At 52.3% G+C, this 14,954-nt stretch carries 11 protein-coding genes; 3 read left to right on the top strand and 8 right to left on the bottom strand.

Annotated elements, in window-relative coordinates; translation table 11 throughout:
• Positions 1-14 precede the first annotated feature (14 nt).
• The 3 genes from ACN0YN_RS12960 to ACN0YN_RS12950 form a co-directional block, all read right to left on the bottom strand.
• The gene (locus ACN0YN_RS12960; protein WP_417385439.1) at positions 15-1,502 is read right to left on the bottom strand and encodes an AAA family ATPase; all 1,488 of its coding nucleotides are present in this window, start codon (positions 1,500-1,502) and stop codon (positions 15-17) included.
• A 162-nt stretch (positions 1,503-1,664) separates the two neighbouring features.
• Positions 1,665-3,386, bottom strand: a complete 1,722-nt coding sequence (gene polX / locus ACN0YN_RS12955; protein ID WP_417385438.1) for a DNA polymerase/3'-5' exonuclease PolX — start codon at positions 3,384-3,386, stop codon at positions 1,665-1,667.
• Between the two features lie 141 nt (positions 3,387-3,527).
• Entirely contained in the window at positions 3,528-4,739 is a 1,212-nt protein-coding gene (locus ACN0YN_RS12950) for a hypothetical protein (protein WP_417385437.1), read from the bottom strand.
• Positions 4,740-5,398: 659 nt separating this feature from the next.
• Between ACN0YN_RS12950 and ACN0YN_RS12945 the strand changes: the two genes are divergently transcribed.
• The 3 genes from ACN0YN_RS12945 to ACN0YN_RS12935 all read left to right on the top strand — a co-directional run bounded on the left by ACN0YN_RS12945 (position 5,399) and on the right by ACN0YN_RS12935 (position 8,958).
• The gene (locus ACN0YN_RS12945) at positions 5,399-6,436 is read left to right on the top strand and encodes a tetratricopeptide repeat protein (RefSeq protein ID WP_417385436.1); all 1,038 of its coding nucleotides are present in this window, start codon (positions 5,399-5,401) and stop codon (positions 6,434-6,436) included.
• 394 nt (positions 6,437-6,830) lie between these two features.
• Positions 6,831-7,841 (top strand): GTP cyclohydrolase FolE2, encoded by a 1,011-nt coding sequence (gene folE2 / locus ACN0YN_RS12940; protein WP_417385435.1) that lies wholly within the window; start codon positions 6,831-6,833, stop codon positions 7,839-7,841.
• A gap of 271 nt (positions 7,842-8,112) precedes the next feature.
• Positions 8,113-8,958 carry a 3-keto-disaccharide hydrolase gene (locus ACN0YN_RS12935; RefSeq protein WP_417385434.1) on the top strand — a complete coding sequence of 282 codons (846 nt, stop codon included), beginning with the start codon at positions 8,113-8,115 and terminating at the stop codon, positions 8,956-8,958.
• A gap of 90 nt (positions 8,959-9,048) precedes the next feature.
• On the opposite strand, the gene ACN0YN_RS12930 is transcribed toward ACN0YN_RS12935, so the two are convergent.
• The 5 genes from ACN0YN_RS12930 to ACN0YN_RS12910 form a co-directional block, all read right to left on the bottom strand.
• On the bottom strand, positions 9,049-10,341 hold the full coding sequence (locus tag ACN0YN_RS12930; RefSeq protein WP_417385433.1) for an NAD(P)/FAD-dependent oxidoreductase: 1,293 nt from the start codon (positions 10,339-10,341) through the stop codon (positions 9,049-9,051).
• A gap of 148 nt (positions 10,342-10,489) precedes the next feature.
• Entirely contained in the window at positions 10,490-11,026 is a 537-nt protein-coding gene (locus ACN0YN_RS12925) for a hypothetical protein (protein ID WP_417385432.1), read from the bottom strand.
• A gap of 66 nt (positions 11,027-11,092) precedes the next feature.
• A complete protein-coding gene (locus ACN0YN_RS12920) occupies positions 11,093-12,403 on the bottom strand; it encodes a coproporphyrinogen-III oxidase family protein (RefSeq protein ID WP_417385431.1) in 1,311 nt (436 codons plus the stop codon).
• A gap of 78 nt (positions 12,404-12,481) precedes the next feature.
• On the bottom strand, positions 12,482-13,714 hold the full coding sequence (locus tag ACN0YN_RS12915; protein WP_417385430.1) for a PQQ-binding-like beta-propeller repeat protein: 1,233 nt from the start codon (positions 13,712-13,714) through the stop codon (positions 12,482-12,484).
• On the bottom strand, positions 13,702-14,910 hold the full coding sequence (locus ACN0YN_RS12910) for an iron-containing alcohol dehydrogenase (protein ID WP_417385429.1): 1,209 nt from the start codon (positions 14,908-14,910) through the stop codon (positions 13,702-13,704). Before ACN0YN_RS12910 ends, ACN0YN_RS12915 begins: the two co-directional genes overlap by 13 nt.
• Between the last annotated feature and the right edge of the window lie 44 nt (positions 14,911-14,954).

The raw sequence follows: 14,954 nt of genomic DNA, 5'->3' as shown, positions 1-14,954 counted from the left end.
CAGTCAGGCGGTCGCTAATCAGCGGACACGCAGCGATTCTGTGCCCAGAGACGCAGTTGGCTGATCCGTTCCTGCATCAGCACGGCCAGTGGACGTGTTTTCTGGATTTCAGAAGCGATGTGCCGATCTTCAATTTCAGCATTTTCAGAAAAGGCAGCGAACAGACCGGACATGACCGCCTGTTCCAGTTCCGAACCTGTAAAGTCTTCCGCCAGCGCCGCCAGGGAACGCAGATCAAACTGATCAGAATCGCGTTTGCGGCGCTCCAGATGGATTTTCAGAATCTGTTCACGGGCAGCAGGTGTCGGCAGGTCGACAAAGAAGACTTCATCAAAACGCCCCTTGCGCATCAGTTCCGGTGGCAGCGCCGAAATGTCGTTGGCTGTGGCAATAATGAAAATCGGATGGCGATGGTCCTGCATCCAGGCGAGCAGTGTGCCGAACATGCGTTTGGAGAGACCGCCGTCCGCGGAGGAACCTGATGCAGACGCGAATGCTTTTTCAATCTCATCGATCCAGAGGATTACGGGGGCCATCGATTCGGCCTGGGAGAGCGCCTGTCGCAGCTGGTTTTCGCTTTCGCCGATAAATTTCTGATAGAGCATGCCCGGGTCCAGACGCAGGAGTGGCATATTCCAGTCCGAGGCGACCATTTTCGCACAGAGGCTCTTGCCCGAACCGGGAACTCCGAGCATCAGCACGCCACGGGGAGGTTCGATGCCGTAGTCCTGTGCTTTTTTAGTAAAGCCACCCCGACGAAGTTTCAACCAGTCTTTCAGTTTATTGAGGCCGCCGACTTCTTCTGATTTGACATCGACGGCGATCGATTCCAGGCAGCCGGTAGAACCCAGCAGGGTGCGTTTGGCTTCGATGATGTGGGGAAGGTCATTGGCATTGAGGTCATTATCCTGCAGGATCGCTGAGCTGATAACGCGTTCGACTTCACTGCAACTGAGTCCCCGCATGGTCAACACGAGCTGTTCCATTTCGCGGCGGGTCAGGCTGGCTCTGATTTCGGAATCGCTTTCCCGTTTGATTTTATTGTAGGTCTGCTTGATGACATCGGATAATTCCTCTGTGGTCGGCCAGCCCAGCTCGTAGCGGATGGTGAAGCGTTTGATTTCGTCGGGAAGCGGAAAGGCATCGATCAGAATGATCGTCGATTTTTTATCATGGCACGTTTCCATCAGATCGCGGAGCATGCGGTTGACAACACTGTCCCGACAGTAGGCTCCCAGATCCTTGAAAATAAACAGGTCTTCATCAGTATTCTGACGGATGAAGGTTAAAGACTGTTCCGGTTTTCCGCCGGGCACCGTCGGCGATTTCAGGCTGCCATTTTCCAGCTTGCATAACCCGGCGGTTGTTGACCATTCAAAGATGGGTTTCTTCAGTTTCAGCGCGATGTCGCGAATCACTTTTAAGGCACGCTGTTCATCCAGAGTCTCGATGGAGATGAGAGGGTTTCCAGAGCGGATCAGCAGTTCCAGTGAATTCGGCATGAAGGTTCGTTCCTGTTTGATCTAGACTGCGTCCAGTTTTACTGTAGCGTCTCCAGGTCCATTTGGACCGAGTATCTTATGTTGACAGACGCTATGGTTAAATGTGATGCGCTCTGTGTATTCAGTCGGGGTAACGGAACATTCCGGAAAATGGATGAAAGTTTATTTCGAGGTTTTCAACAATTTCTGGAATTGCTTCCATGTTTTTGTATTCGCGACATCTTTTTTCGTGAGCCCGGCCCGGCGTGCCTGATAGATGCCGTACTGCATGACATCCAGCCCGGAGACACTGTGCGCATCAGTATTAATGACAATCGGAATGCCCAGTTCTTTGGCCCGGGCGGCGTGAATGTCATCGATATCGAGTCGCATCGGATGTGCGTTGATTTCCAGCATGGTGCCATAGTCGGCGGCCGCTTTGAGGATCTCCCCGTAATTGAGGTCGGCACCGGGACGTTTGCCGATCAGTCGACCGGATAGATGGCCGATGATCGAGACATTGGGATTCTGGATGGCATTCAACAGACGTTGATTGATCTGCTTCTGAGGCTGCTTGAGGCCGTAATGTAAAACGGCAATGACCCAGTCGGCTTCGCTGAGAACATCATCGGGCAGATCCATGCTGCCATCTTCAAGGATGTCGCATTCAATGCCTTTCAGAATCTGAATGCCGGAAATTTTGGCTTGTACTTTTTCAATTTCTTTCCAGTGTGCTCGCAGACGTTTAGCATCCAGGCCGTTGGCCATGGTGACCCGTTTGGAATGATCGGTGATGGCGATGTATTGATAGCCTTTGGCTTTGGCGCCCTCTGCCATTTCCAGAATGGAAGCCGTTCCATCGGTGGCCGTCGTATGCATATGCAGGTCGCCGCGAATGTCTTTCAGTTCGATCAGTTCCGGCAGTTCATTTTTTTCTGCAGCGGCAAACTCCATCCGGTCTTCGCGAATTTCCGGCGGGATCCAGGGAAGATCGAGTGCTTTGTAAACTTCTTCTTCGGTTTTGCCTGAAACGAGTTCGTCTTCGCGAAACAGGCCGTACTCATTCAGTTTGAGCCCACGATCCTGAGAGCGGCGCCTGAGCACGATGTTATGTTCTTTGGAACCGGTAAAGTAGAGCAGGGCGGCGCCATACGATTCTTCAGGGACGACACGCAGGTCGAGTTCGAGACCTGAATTGAGCCTGACGCGTTGTTTGGTATCGCCGCGCGCGAGAACTTTATTGACCAGTTCGTGGTCCGCGAGAGCATCCATAACTTCAGCGGGCTGACTGGAAGTCACAAGCACATCCAGGTCACCCACGGATTCTTTCCGCCTGCGACAGCTGCCGGCTTCGGATATCTGCTGGACTGAATCGAGTTCGCTGAGATCGTGAATGATGGCGTCAGACTGCGCCTTGGCATCGGCAAGTCGGACACGGTTACCGGCCTGACTGAGTTGTTCCAGACCTTCCAGAATGATCTGTTCTGTTTTTTTGCCGAAGCCTTTCTGCTCGGCAATCACACCATTTTCGGCGGCTGCTTTGAGGTCATCCAGTGACTGAATCGAAAGTTCCGAAAAGAGAAACGCTACTTTTTTAGGACCAATTCCGGGAATATCGAGCATGCGTACGACGTCTGCCGGAATCTGTTCTTTGAGTTCTTCCAGTTGAGGGAGCGTCGAAGTTTCGACAATCGTGACAATTTTTTCGGCGAGGTCTTTGCCGATACCGGGTAGTTCCTGCAGTTCTTTGGGATCTGATTCAACAAGATCCTGAATGGAGTCAGGCAGTCCGGAGATGGTGCGTGCGGCGTTTCGATAAGCGCGGAGCCGAAAGGGATTGGCGCCCTGAATTTCCAGCAGGTCTGCCAGTTCCTCAAACTGGCGTGCGATTTCTGAGTTTTGCATGTTCCGAATCCGGATGTTTGATCAAAGAGAGTGGAAAACAAAAATGATGTCGTATGCTTCTTACGATAACGGGATTGGCGCATAAAAAAAGTGCAAGGCGGTCAGGCACTTGCACTTTGTTGAGACTTCGAATTGCAACAATCAGTTGCTGGCAATTTTTGCTGAATCGGTAATCGCAAACCAGCCGGAATTCACAGGCACATCCTGCTTGGCAACCTTGGGAGCAGAGAAGCTGGTACGAATCGTCAGCCGATCTGCACGGGGTGCTGATTTCCAGGTGATTTTCTGATCGAGATTCAAAGGACGTACCCGCAGTGGAGGAAAGTTCGTTTCCTGCTCTGCTTTGGGAGCCTTCAGTGTCGGTTCTTCAATGGGAGCCGTCTTTTTCTGAGGGATCGCGGTTTTCGGAAGTTTTCCTTCAGGTGTTGGCTTAAAGGCATCTGTGCTGCCGCCATTGAAGAAATCGTCGTTCCCTTTTTTCTCTGTACCGAAATCAGGTTTCTCTGTACCGAAGTCAGGTTGTTTGCGCTCTGTACCCGGAATCGGGGGAGTTGCGGGTTTCGCACCTGGCATCGGCAGTTCTTCCACATCCCGATTCAGGGGGACTTTGAACAAGTCTTCCGCTTCGTTTTTCGGCATGGGAGTGGTTTCCATGGGGCTGCGATCATAGCGACGCTTTTCGAATCCGGAATCTTCCACACCTGGTTGTGGACTGCCGGAATTCATAGGATCATCAGCAAATGTTTTTGGGGTTGTGCTTTCTACTTCCCGAGGCTGAGGAACAGGAGCGCCGGAATTCGGATCGGGGGTCGGAGTACTGGCAGACGCCGGGTTGTAGGAAACCCCGCATTGTCCGGTACTGCAGCCGGAAGCACCGCAGGCACCTGTTGCACATCCGCCGATACCACAGCCACTCATTCCGCAGGATCCACAACCGACCGGGCCATAATAACTGCCGGTGGAAGCGTAGGCGGTTCCGCCATTGAAATTACGGTAACTGACGCCAACCACCTGAGGGTTGTTGAGCAGGTACCAGCGGTAAGCGGCTCGCGAACTGCGTCGTGCCTGAGCATTGTTCATGGTGCCGCCGTAGTAGCTGGTGTAGCCCGGTTGCCCGCAGCAACTGCCGCTATTCATCATGCCATACCCACCATAATTGGCAGTGTAGGGGACAGGTGCATAGCCGGCGCTGTAGGCCATGGGACCGTTGCGACTGGGGCCAAAGATGGCATTGTAAGTCCAGGGAATGATTCCCGCGTTGGACTCAGCCAGAGAGATCATGCCGATGGTCAGGAAACAACCAACCGTCAGGCATACTTTTTTCAGGTTCATTTTTTTACGAAGACTCATCATCCATTCGACCTTTTTAAATCGAGCTTAACTGTTGCACGACCAGGGGCAGTAAGCCATGCCGAAAGAAGACGTAGTCCATCACGCCAGATTCTCTAAACTTCCAATTTTTTCGAATATATCGAAAACTTATCCATAAGTTACTCTTTTGTACCCGGACGATCGTACCGATGTCAATGATTGGGATTGTTGGTCCGGTCGGTTAAAGTAAGTTTTTAAAGGGTAATTTATAATTATTCGCGATAGTCTCTATTTTAACTAAAGTCAGATTTCTCGTGATTGCACCTGTTTTTGAGGCTCAATCCTGATTCTGAGCACGCTGGAGATCATTTCCAATCAACGGGTGATGATAAGTTGATGCGTTGAAAAGACTTAATAAAAATACTCTGGTTCAGAGTCAGGTGGCGACTCATTTCGGCGGGAAGAATGAGGCCTACGGTCGAATCAGCATGAAAAACAGCCGAGTTCCTCTACCCTGAAATTAAGAAAAATGGTAACGTTCGCGGCCTGAATCAGGCGGATTACCTGATCATTTCACTTCGGCTTTGTGACTTCATGGAGGAAGATCACCAGCGCGTATGAGAGATCGTTGTGCCAATACGTTTTCCGAGTCCCGGTTCGGCCTGCCGAACTGGAGCCGCTCAGATTGCGCCTGGAGGACGATGTTCCGAAACAGCAGACGCTGGTTCTCCGTAGCGATGCTGATGCTTGTCTGTTCGGGATGTGTGAGCTGGAAGCAGAAGATGGCGATTCTGGATTCCGAGTCGCAGGACCTGGTCGAACAGGTGCGGGTCGCGAGTGAAAGTGGTCGCCAGGAGCAGGCTGCGGAACTGCTGAAGCAGGCCGTCGCATCGAATCCCAACAATGCGGCTGTGCGTCAGCAGCTCTCTGAATTTCTGATTGCCAACGGGTATTCGGAAGAGGCAATCCAGCAGTTGCAGAAGACGACGGTTCTGGCCCCCGATGATCCGCGACCTTATATCGACCTCTCTTACCTGCTGTATGAGAAGAAACAATACACGGATGCGTTGAAAAACCTGGAACTGGGGCTGATGCTGGATCCGACGAATATCCGTGCTCTGATTCTGAAAGGGGAACTGGAGGAACTGGCGGGACTGAATTCTTCAGCAGTCGAGACGTATCATCGTGTATTACAGGTCGAACCTTACAACATCGTCTCACGGCTGAAACTGGCCGGGCTGGAGATCAAGCTGGGAGAACCGAACCGGGCAACGCCAATCCTGCGTCCCATCTGTCATAATACCAGTGCAACCATTGATCAGCGGGCCGAGGCAGAATGGTTACTCGGAATCGCATATGGAGCCGAATCGCGCTGGTCGGACTCTGTCGCTTGTCTGGAACAGGCGCTCAAGAATCGCGACAAGGTTTCTGCTGACGACTGGTATCGGCTGGCGTATGCCTGTCTGCAGGCCAATCAGATGGAGAAAGTGTATCCGGCGGTGACGCAGGCATTGACCTTGAATCCGATGCATACCGAAACGAATCGCCTGTCAAACTTTCTGACGCAGCAGTCCAATCGGATGAATATTCAACAGGCGTCCCTGCATACGCCTTTACAGCAGCCCGGATTCATCGGACAGGAGCCGGAACGGATTCCGATTGAAACTTTGCAGCCCCCCCAGGGCTGGGAGCGGAACAAGAGTCACTCTGTTTCTGCCGCCAGGCCGCTGGTGCCTTAGTTACGGCTGTTCAGGTCGGAATCGCTTGACTGTCTAACCTGTCTGGTATAATTCCCCCGGACTTCCGCAGCGAATCGGTATGCTGGAATAGTCGTAATTTCAGTTCATAAAAGGGCTTATTTCGATTCTGGGCTGCAAATTACAGAATTTTGATACTTGAAAAAAGATACCACAGGACTAAATGATATACAGACAAAACTTTGCTATAGTATGCAACAACGAATGGTTTTGATTAATTTCAGATGAATTACAAAGACTGTCTCCCACTGAGTTTTTGAACCACTTTCGTACTTCCGTGTGAGTTGACCCGGTAAGAACGCTTCAGAAAACTTCAGTGAACGCTTTTCAGTACCAGCAGCGTTACAGCAGTGACAGACCAATGAAAGACGTTTGTATGTTTGAATTTGTTTCCGATGCGCTGAATCTCAAGCAGATGGGATCTACCGAAGAGGGTACGCCATCCGTCAAGTCCTCCGACTCCCGGGTTGCCTCCTCGAAAATCCTGATGCCCGATGTCGCCAATGATTCTCTGCCTTTGACAGGGGGGACACTGGAACGTGTGGGGATGTCAGGGGTGGAACTGGTATTGCGGTTACGCGATGCATCGGGCGAAATCTTTCGCACACCGGCCCGGGCAGATGCTGCCGTCAGCCTGGATGATGAAAATGTCAAAGGCATTCACATGTCACGGTTGTTTCTGAGCCTGAACAATCGACTGGCGGATACCGAACTCACACTGCCTGTGGTCAACCAGATCCTGAAGGATTTCATTCGCACGCATGAGGATATGAGCTCCAGCAGTTATCTGACATTAACCTACGAGCATTCCCTGAAACGCCCGGCGTTACTCTCCGATCATGCAGGCTGGCGTGCGTATCCGGTCAAAATTCAAAGTGCCTGCCAGCAAGGCGTGTTTCGGCATCAGCTGGAAGTCAGGCTGACTTATTCCAGTGCCTGCCCCTGTTCGGCGGCTTTATCCCGTCAGTTAATTCAGCAGGCGTTCGAAAATCGATTCGGCGATCGCAGCGAGCTGACGCATGATGAAATCATGGAGTGGCTGGGGACACCGGAAGCGATCCTGGCAGTGCCCCACAGTCAGCGCAGCCATGCGGATGTCTGTGTCGAACTGGAAAGCGACGTCGAAGAATTTCCGATCGAGTCACTGATCGATTACCTGGAACGCGTGATTGCCACGCCGGTGCAGACGGCAGTCAAACGGGAAGACGAGCAGGAGTTCGCCCGACTCAATGGTGCGAATCTGATGTTCTGCGAAGACGCTGCCCGCAAACTGAAAGGGGCTCTGGAAGGGTATGCCGGCGTGAAAGACTTCCGCGTGGAGATCAATCACCTGGAAAGCCTGCATCCGCACGATGCCTCCGCCGTCGCGATAAAAAATCGCTCCTGATTCATCCCTGATTCGCTATTTCAAGCCTGCCCGCCGCAGGCTTTTTTGCTGGGATGATTTAAAATCAGCTGATGAAACCGGGTGTCCCCGCTTTTCTATTTTGACTCGAGTGGCGACTTTTTTCAGCTTCCTTCTTGCGAAGAGTCGCTCTATTCAATAACTTAATTTTATTAAAGAAGTTACTTTCGGTTGAGCCCGCAAACGGGTTTTGTAGAAGTGCAGGGCAGAGACTGGTTTCTCGCCCGGTGCAGTTTAATTCAGGAAAGCGCAAATGGTTTTGAAACGACTACTGACGATCACCTGTGTCTGTCTGGCTGCTGTCTGGAGTGTAGGAGCGGAAGCGGGCGACAAAGTCATTACTCCCAAAGACGGAGTGATTCATCTGTTTAACGGCAAGAATCTGGACGGCCTGTATGTCTGGAATCGTGATACTGCTTACGAAGATCCACGTAAGATCTTTACCGTGAAAGACGGCATGCTGCATATTTCCGGCGACGGATACGGCGGCCTGATTACGAAGAAGGATTACCGTGATTATCACATGGTCATCGAATTCAAATGGGGCGAAAAAACCTGGGGCAAGCGGGAAGATCGTGCCCGTGATTCCGGCGTACTGATTCACTGCCATGGTCCGGACGGCGGTTACGGCAATACCTGGATGGCTTCCATCGAAGCACAGATCATTGAAGGGGGCGTCGGCGATATTCTGGTCTTAACGGGGAAAGATCCCAAGACCGGCGAGACGATTCCAACCTCACTGACCACAAAAATTACCAAAGACCGCGATGGTGAAAAAGTCTGGAAGAAGGACGGCGAAGAAATCACTCTGAGCGCCGGTCGCATCAACTGGTGGGGACGTGATCCTGACTGGGCGGACAAAGTCGGTTTCCGTGGCAAAGATGACGTCGAAAGCAAGTTCGGCGAATGGACGCGGATGGATGTCATCTGTAAAGATGGCGAGATTGAATACCTGGTCAACGGCGTCGTCGTAAATGGTGGCTATAACGCCAAACCAGATCACGGCAAACTGCTGGTGCAGACCGAAATGGCTGAAATGTGGGTTCGCAAATGGGACCTATATCCCCTGGGCAAAGCACCCGAGTATAAGAAAGACTAGACTGACTTAATAAGAATTCAGCCCTGCTGCGGTGATGACTGCAGCAGGGCTTTTTTGATGCGCGGAGAAAAGTTCAGCCTGTGATCCCTGTTATTTTTTCATCGTCATCGGAGAGTCGTCGGTGTCTGCCAGTTCGGGAATTTCTTCCTGCATGACGGTAAACATCTCGGCGACTTCGGGTTTGAAGACATCGCCGATCAGGATGTCGACGAGGTTCGATTTGAATTGCGGGTATTGTCTGAGGAAGTTTCCGAAACTGAAACCGGGGGTGTAGAATGCGTAGACCAGCTTACGGAAGTTATCGACGCCTTCTTTATAACCGGGATACCACTGGCTCAGACGCTCGACTGAAAAGTCGTCTGTTTCATACGCTTCGTTGATGGCATCGGCAATCAGTTCGCCTGATTTCATTGCCAGGAAGACGCCGCTGGAGTAAACGGGATCGATGAAGCCGAGTGCGTCGCCGGCCAGCATCCAGCCGGGGCCGACAGGCTGTGTGGTGTGGTAGGAGAAATCCTGGGTGGTCATGAACTCGGTGACCGGCTGGGCTTCGGTCAGGCGGCGTTTAATACCGATGCAGCGTTCGACTTCCTGAAAGAAGATTTCCTCGCTGTTGCCTCGCTCTTTGGAGAACATGTAGTTCATGTCGCCGGTACAGCCGATGCTGACCACGTTGTCCTGCAGCGGGATATACCAGAACCAGGAGCGTTTGCCTTCGGTCTGCAGGATGAGGGTGGCTCCTTCGTCGATACCGGGATCGCGTTGTGCATTTTTGAAGTGTGCCCAGACCGTTCCTTTCCTGAGTACCGGATCCGTCTGTTTGAGTTTCAGTCGATTGGCAATGAAGCCGGATTGCCCGCTGGCATCAACGACCAGTCTGGCAGTGATGTTGCGTGTTTCCTGCTTGCTCAGTTTGACTTTGACGCCGGTGACCTGTTCGTCTTGTGTCAGCAGGTCAGTCACTTGGGCTTCGTTGTGGAAGGTGGCACCTTTAGACTGAGCATTGTCGATGAGCATCTGGTCAAATTCGGCACGATAGACCTGCCAGGTTTGTGAGCTTTCGTGATCTTTGTAGTCGTGGAAGTAAAAAGGCATCGTTTCGACGCCTTCATCTGTCACAAACTGGACGCTGAGTTTTTTGGGAAATGCTGTCTGCTTGAGCCGTTCAATCAGGCCGAGTCGTTTGAGAGGCCAGTAGGTTTCCGGAATCAATGATTCGCCGACGTGGAAGCGGGGAAAGCGGGCGCGATCGACTACCAGGGTATTGCGTCCCTGTTCGGCCAGCAGGGCAGCCACTGTAGAGCCTGCGGGGCCGGCTCCGATGATCACAACATCGTATTCAGATTCGAGTTCAGGCTGTTCTTTCAGGTCCGTATCAAGCATGGAAAACCCTTAGTCAGTCAGTATAAATTCAGTTAGCGAGCAAGCAGTGTTTTATTGTGTCTCTGCTGCCAATCAGGTCGAGTCGACCAGACCCAGAGACACGCTGGTGAACGGGAGGTCGCCCCGCCCCGTGCTGGTTTCCAGAGAGTTATAGCAGTGGAGCCGAAACTTCCAAGAGGTCAATTGCCGGTTGTTGATTACAAAAAATGGTTGCCAGACGTCCATAGGTCACCTGGCCCGGTTCGATTTTCATGACTTTCGACAGACCGGGACCGGCTGTAATCCGGAGTACGGCTCCCAGGTCGACATGTCTGAGTACGTTATGGTTGATTAATACGCGACCCAGGGGAATTTCTCCCGCGAGGATTTCATCTTTCACGGCCTGAGTCACATAGTCAAAATTGAATCTGACGATCCCGAACTGGACGACGTCGTCGGTGCCACTCTTGGATAACAGGATTTTTCGACTGTAGACATTTTCATCGAGTCGCTGATCAAGCACGGTCACATCGACGGACGTTTTATGATATTCCTCCATCGTGACGGTCATATGGTGATAGTGTGCGAGTAACGATTTGTAAGGTTCCGGCAGACTGGCAGAGGAAACGTGTTCAGCCCGTTCGAACAGTCGTTGTTCGTTGGGGAACAATTTGACAAGTGCATCGAGTTCGTCTTGTGGGTTCACTTGAAATTGATTTCTTTTATCAGGGGAGGATCAGGGGAGTATCAGCTATCAGTTAGCCTGGAAATTTTATGTGTATCTTACCATACGGTGTTCGGGTTCGAAATATTCGGTCAGCAGACTGTCTGCCTGAAGCATGCCTTTGCGGGTCAGTTTGACCTGTGAATCGTCATAGGTGAGATAACCCGCTTTCTGTTGATTATCGAGCGCTTCGGAAAACTCTTCGGTCAGATCAACGCCAAATTTATCCTTGAAAGGCTGAGTCAGCACGCGACCTTCTTTGAGCTGCAGGACAAATTCGCGAATCAGCCGCTGGTGTTCGGAAGGCTCAAGAGCGCGATTGATGGGGAGTTCCCCTTTTTCGACGGTTTCCAGATAGTCTTCCAGTCGGTCGAGGTTCTGGTAATGCACGCCCTGCATATGTCCGAAGGATGAGACACCGGTGGCAATGATATCGTTGCCACGGAACAGATTGTCGCGATAGACAAAGCGGTCGGTATCGGGGTTTTTGACCAGTTCGTTGCCGCTGGCAAGGTGATAACCTTTGCCCTGCAGGGTTTCGATGGCTTCGTTCATCCAGCGTCGTTTGGTGGTCCAGTCGGCGATGGGTGAGGTGATGCCCATCTCTTTCATTTCTTTCGAGATGATTGTGTTGTGAGGGAGTTCCATCTGGTAGATGGTGATGTTGTCCGGAGCGAATTCGGCTGCTTTCTCGACGGCTTCCGACCAGTTTTCGTCAGTTTCACCCATCATGCCGGCAATCAGGTCGATGTTAACCTGCGGGAATCCCACCTGCTGAATCCAGTCATAGGCTTTGTAGACTTCGGGAGTCAGGTGAGCGCGGCCGTTGGCTTCCAGCAGTGTGTCGTTAAAGCTTTCCACACCCAGTGAAATACGGGTGATGCCGATCTCTTTGAGGGTCTGGACTTTTTCCAGATTGAGGGTTCCCGGCTCGCATTCGAAGGTGACTTCTTTGGCAGTCTCCCAGGAGAGCAGGCTGGAGAGTCGATCGCGCACGGAGAGCAGCTGTTTCGAACTGAGATACGAGGGGGTTCCGCCGCCGAAGTAAGTGAAGTCCAGCGTACGCCCTTTGATGGCTTCGACCTGGCTGAGCATTTCGAATTCCTGCTGCAGCGCCTGGACGTAGCGTTCGATGGTTTTGGCGTTCTGTTTTTCGTACACACGGAAGTAACAGAATTTGCAGCGTTTGCGGCAGAAAGGAATGTGAATGTAGAGTCCCATCGGGATCGAGGTATCAGGACTCTGGTTCAGTACCTCATGAATGCGGGTGACGTATTCCTGCTTCCACAGAGAAAAAGGGGGGTAGTTTGAGACAAAGTAACTGCCGATTTCGGTGGTGCCTGTTGCTTCCAGATCCATATTTCTCTCAATGTGTTATTAAATGTTCAGTGGAATCAGAGTGTGCGTATTACTGTTTCCGGGGCTTACTTCTTATTGTCACTTCTTTCCGAAACAATACAAGGCACCATTTCGGGATTCTGTGCCGATGACCAAATGTCCTGAGCCAATCGCCGGTGAAGCGGTGATGTCATCGCCCAGATTTTTTTTCCAGAGGGTCTTGCCGGTCTTCAGATCGAGTTCATACAGGTTGTCGTCCGAGGAGCCGATAAAAACGCGATTGCCGAGAATGACCGGTGAACTGTCCACCCGTCCGCGCGTCCCAAAATCCCAGACCGATTTGCCGGTTTTGCGATCCACACAATGGATCTGTTTATCTCGACCGCCGGCGACAACGTACTCGCTGGTAATCGCTGCTGAGGAATGATAGGGAAATTCTTTTTTGGGATCTTTAAAACGCCATTCGACTTTCAGTTCTTTCCAGTTGACCGAGATAATCTCACTGGCATAAGTGCCGACATACAGGTTGTCACCCATGATTGCCGGTGAAGCAATCAGATACGTTTCCAGTGGCATATGACTGTGCTGTTTACCGGTAGCGATGTCAATCACCCGGAGCTGTTCGTCGCAGCCGGTCACGAATGTGAAATTTTCCACGATCGCGGGGGAGCAGTTCACATAGCCGTCCGTTTCAAAACGCCACAACAGGGCGCCATCTTTTTCATTCAGGCAGTAGAGGGAATTGTCATAGCTGCCGAACAGGAGTTTTCCGTCTGCCGTCACATTCGCGCTGCTGATAATTTCGGCGTCGGTTTTGAACTGCCAGAGTTTTTTGCCGGTCTTGAGATCAAGGGCGTGGAAGATGCCGTCTTCATCACCCAGGTAGACGCCATTGGCAGTGACCAGTGGCGATGCTTTGAAGCCGGGAGCAAATTCTTTGGGATCGGGATTTTCAATTGAACGGTATTTCCAGATCGGTTTACCTGTCTTGAGTTCAAGGCATTCGACATAGCCGTTGAGGCCTGCCATATAAACCCGATCACCGACAATCGCTGCGGTCGAGGCGATGCCATCAGAAGAGGTGTGTTGCCAGAGCAGTTCCAGTTCGGCGGGCAGCGTTGAATCAGCGATGCCCTGCTGCAGTTTGCCGTTGCGAAACGAAGCCCAGTTTCCTGATTCTCCGGGGGCATTTTCCGCTGCCGGACCTGGCTTGCCGGAAACATCGGGTTTCTCCGCAGTGGTGACGCTGCAGATTGAGCAGGCCAGCAGGAGCGTGGTGATCCATGCGGGAGAACAACGGATTCTGGAAAGGGTCGCTGTTAAAACGCGCATTCGTATAAATCCCTTAGCGAGGATTGATCGACGGGCCGGGGGTTGAAGTTGCCCGTCCACTGTCGGGACGCTTCTTCCGCCAGCTGCTCTACCAGGTTCAGATCGACTTCACATTCGGAAAGCGTAGTGGGGGCACCGGCCAGTGAAACCAGTGACTGGAAGTGTTCGGCTAACAGACCCGCACCGGCAGGATCCTGAGGATCACAGAGGCCAAGATCCGATGCGAGCAGCGAATATTGTGGTCCGACCAGTTCCGCATTAAAGCGAATGACGTGAGGCAGCATGATCCCGATGGCAATGCCATGCGTGAGGCCGAAATGCGCGGAAAGCGGATTGGCCAGAGCATGCGTAGCGCCCAGCATGGAGTTTTCAATAGCAGCACCTGCGAAGTGGGCACCCAGTTGCATGTTTCCCCGGGCTGTCAGGTCATTGGGGGAATTGAGTACCTGCGGGAAACTCTTCGCCAGCAGAGACCAGGCGCGGCGGCTGAACAGCTGGGAGATTTCATTGCGAGGCTTGGTGACGAACGTTTCCAACGCGTGGCTTAAAGCATCGATGCCGGTGACATGCGTGACCGAGCGGGGCATTGTCAGTGTGAGTTCCGGATCGAGGATGGCGATGCGACAGGCTGCTTTTTTATCGCCACAGGCCATTTTCATATGTGTTTCGGGATGGGCGATGACGGCAAAGGACTGTGCTTCACTCCCGGTCCCTGCGGTTGTCGGAACGGCGATTAAGGGGAGCATCGGTCTGGTCGCTTTGCCGACGCCCCAGTAGTCTTCCATTTTGCCGCCATTAGTCAGCAGGAAGTTAATGCCTTTGGCGCAGTCCATACTGCTGCCTCCCCCCAGCCCGACGATCAGATCGATCTCATGCTGTCGCGCGACCTGCAGGCCGCGCTCGACGTCCTCTGTCGTGGGGTTGGCATGAACGTCATCAAAAATGGTGATCTCAATGCCACTCTCCTGGAGCGATGCGACGGCACGGGCTTCGTGTCCGGCGGCTGCCAGTCCTTTGTCGGTGACCAGCAGGACCCGTCTGGCACCTTCAGCGACTGCGAGTTCTCCCAGGCGGTTCAGGGAACCGCTGCCGAACACAATGCGTGTTCTGGGTTGATAATCAAAGGCTGAAAGCGAGGCTCCTTCTTCCAGTTCTGTATTGAGTTTTGTTGTAGATTTCGAATCCATGACAACCATTTTTTCCTTGCGATTTCTGTCAGGTTGGTCAGGCCGAGGATGAG

It is taken from the genome of Gimesia sp. (assembly GCF_048260065.1).
In the GTDB taxonomy this organism is placed as follows: domain Bacteria; phylum Planctomycetota; class Planctomycetia; order Planctomycetales; family Planctomycetaceae; genus Gimesia.
This window is presented reverse-complemented; position numbering and strand designations above follow the sequence as displayed.

Bases quoted from the DNA above. Each gene is read 5' to 3' on its own strand.
- ACN0YN_RS12945 (WP_417385436.1), top strand. From the start codon at position 5,399: ATGTTCCGAAACAGCAGACGCTGGTTCTCCGTAGCGATGCTGATGCTT.
- ACN0YN_RS12915 (WP_417385430.1), bottom strand. From the start codon at position 13,714: ATGCGCGTTTTAACAGCGACCCTTTCCAGAATCCGTTGTTCTCCCGCA.
- ACN0YN_RS12910 (WP_417385429.1), bottom strand. From the start codon at position 14,910: ATGGTTGTCATGGATTCGAAATCTACAACAAAACTCAATACAGAACTG.
- ACN0YN_RS12935 (WP_417385434.1), top strand. From the start codon at position 8,113: ATGGTTTTGAAACGACTACTGACGATCACCTGTGTCTGTCTGGCTGCT.
- ACN0YN_RS12930 (WP_417385433.1), bottom strand. From the start codon at position 10,341: ATGCTTGATACGGACCTGAAAGAACAGCCTGAACTCGAATCTGAATAC.
- ACN0YN_RS12960 (WP_417385439.1), bottom strand. From the start codon at position 1,502: ATGCCGAATTCACTGGAACTGCTGATCCGCTCTGGAAACCCTCTCATC.
- polX (WP_417385438.1), bottom strand. From the start codon at position 3,386: ATGCAAAACTCAGAAATCGCACGCCAGTTTGAGGAACTGGCAGACCTG.
- ACN0YN_RS12920 (WP_417385431.1), bottom strand. From the start codon at position 12,403: ATGGATCTGGAAGCAACAGGCACCACCGAAATCGGCAGTTACTTTGTC.
- folE2 (WP_417385435.1), top strand. From the start codon at position 6,831: ATGTTTGAATTTGTTTCCGATGCGCTGAATCTCAAGCAGATGGGATCT.
- ACN0YN_RS12950 (WP_417385437.1), bottom strand. From the start codon at position 4,739: ATGATGAGTCTTCGTAAAAAAATGAACCTGAAAAAAGTATGCCTGACG.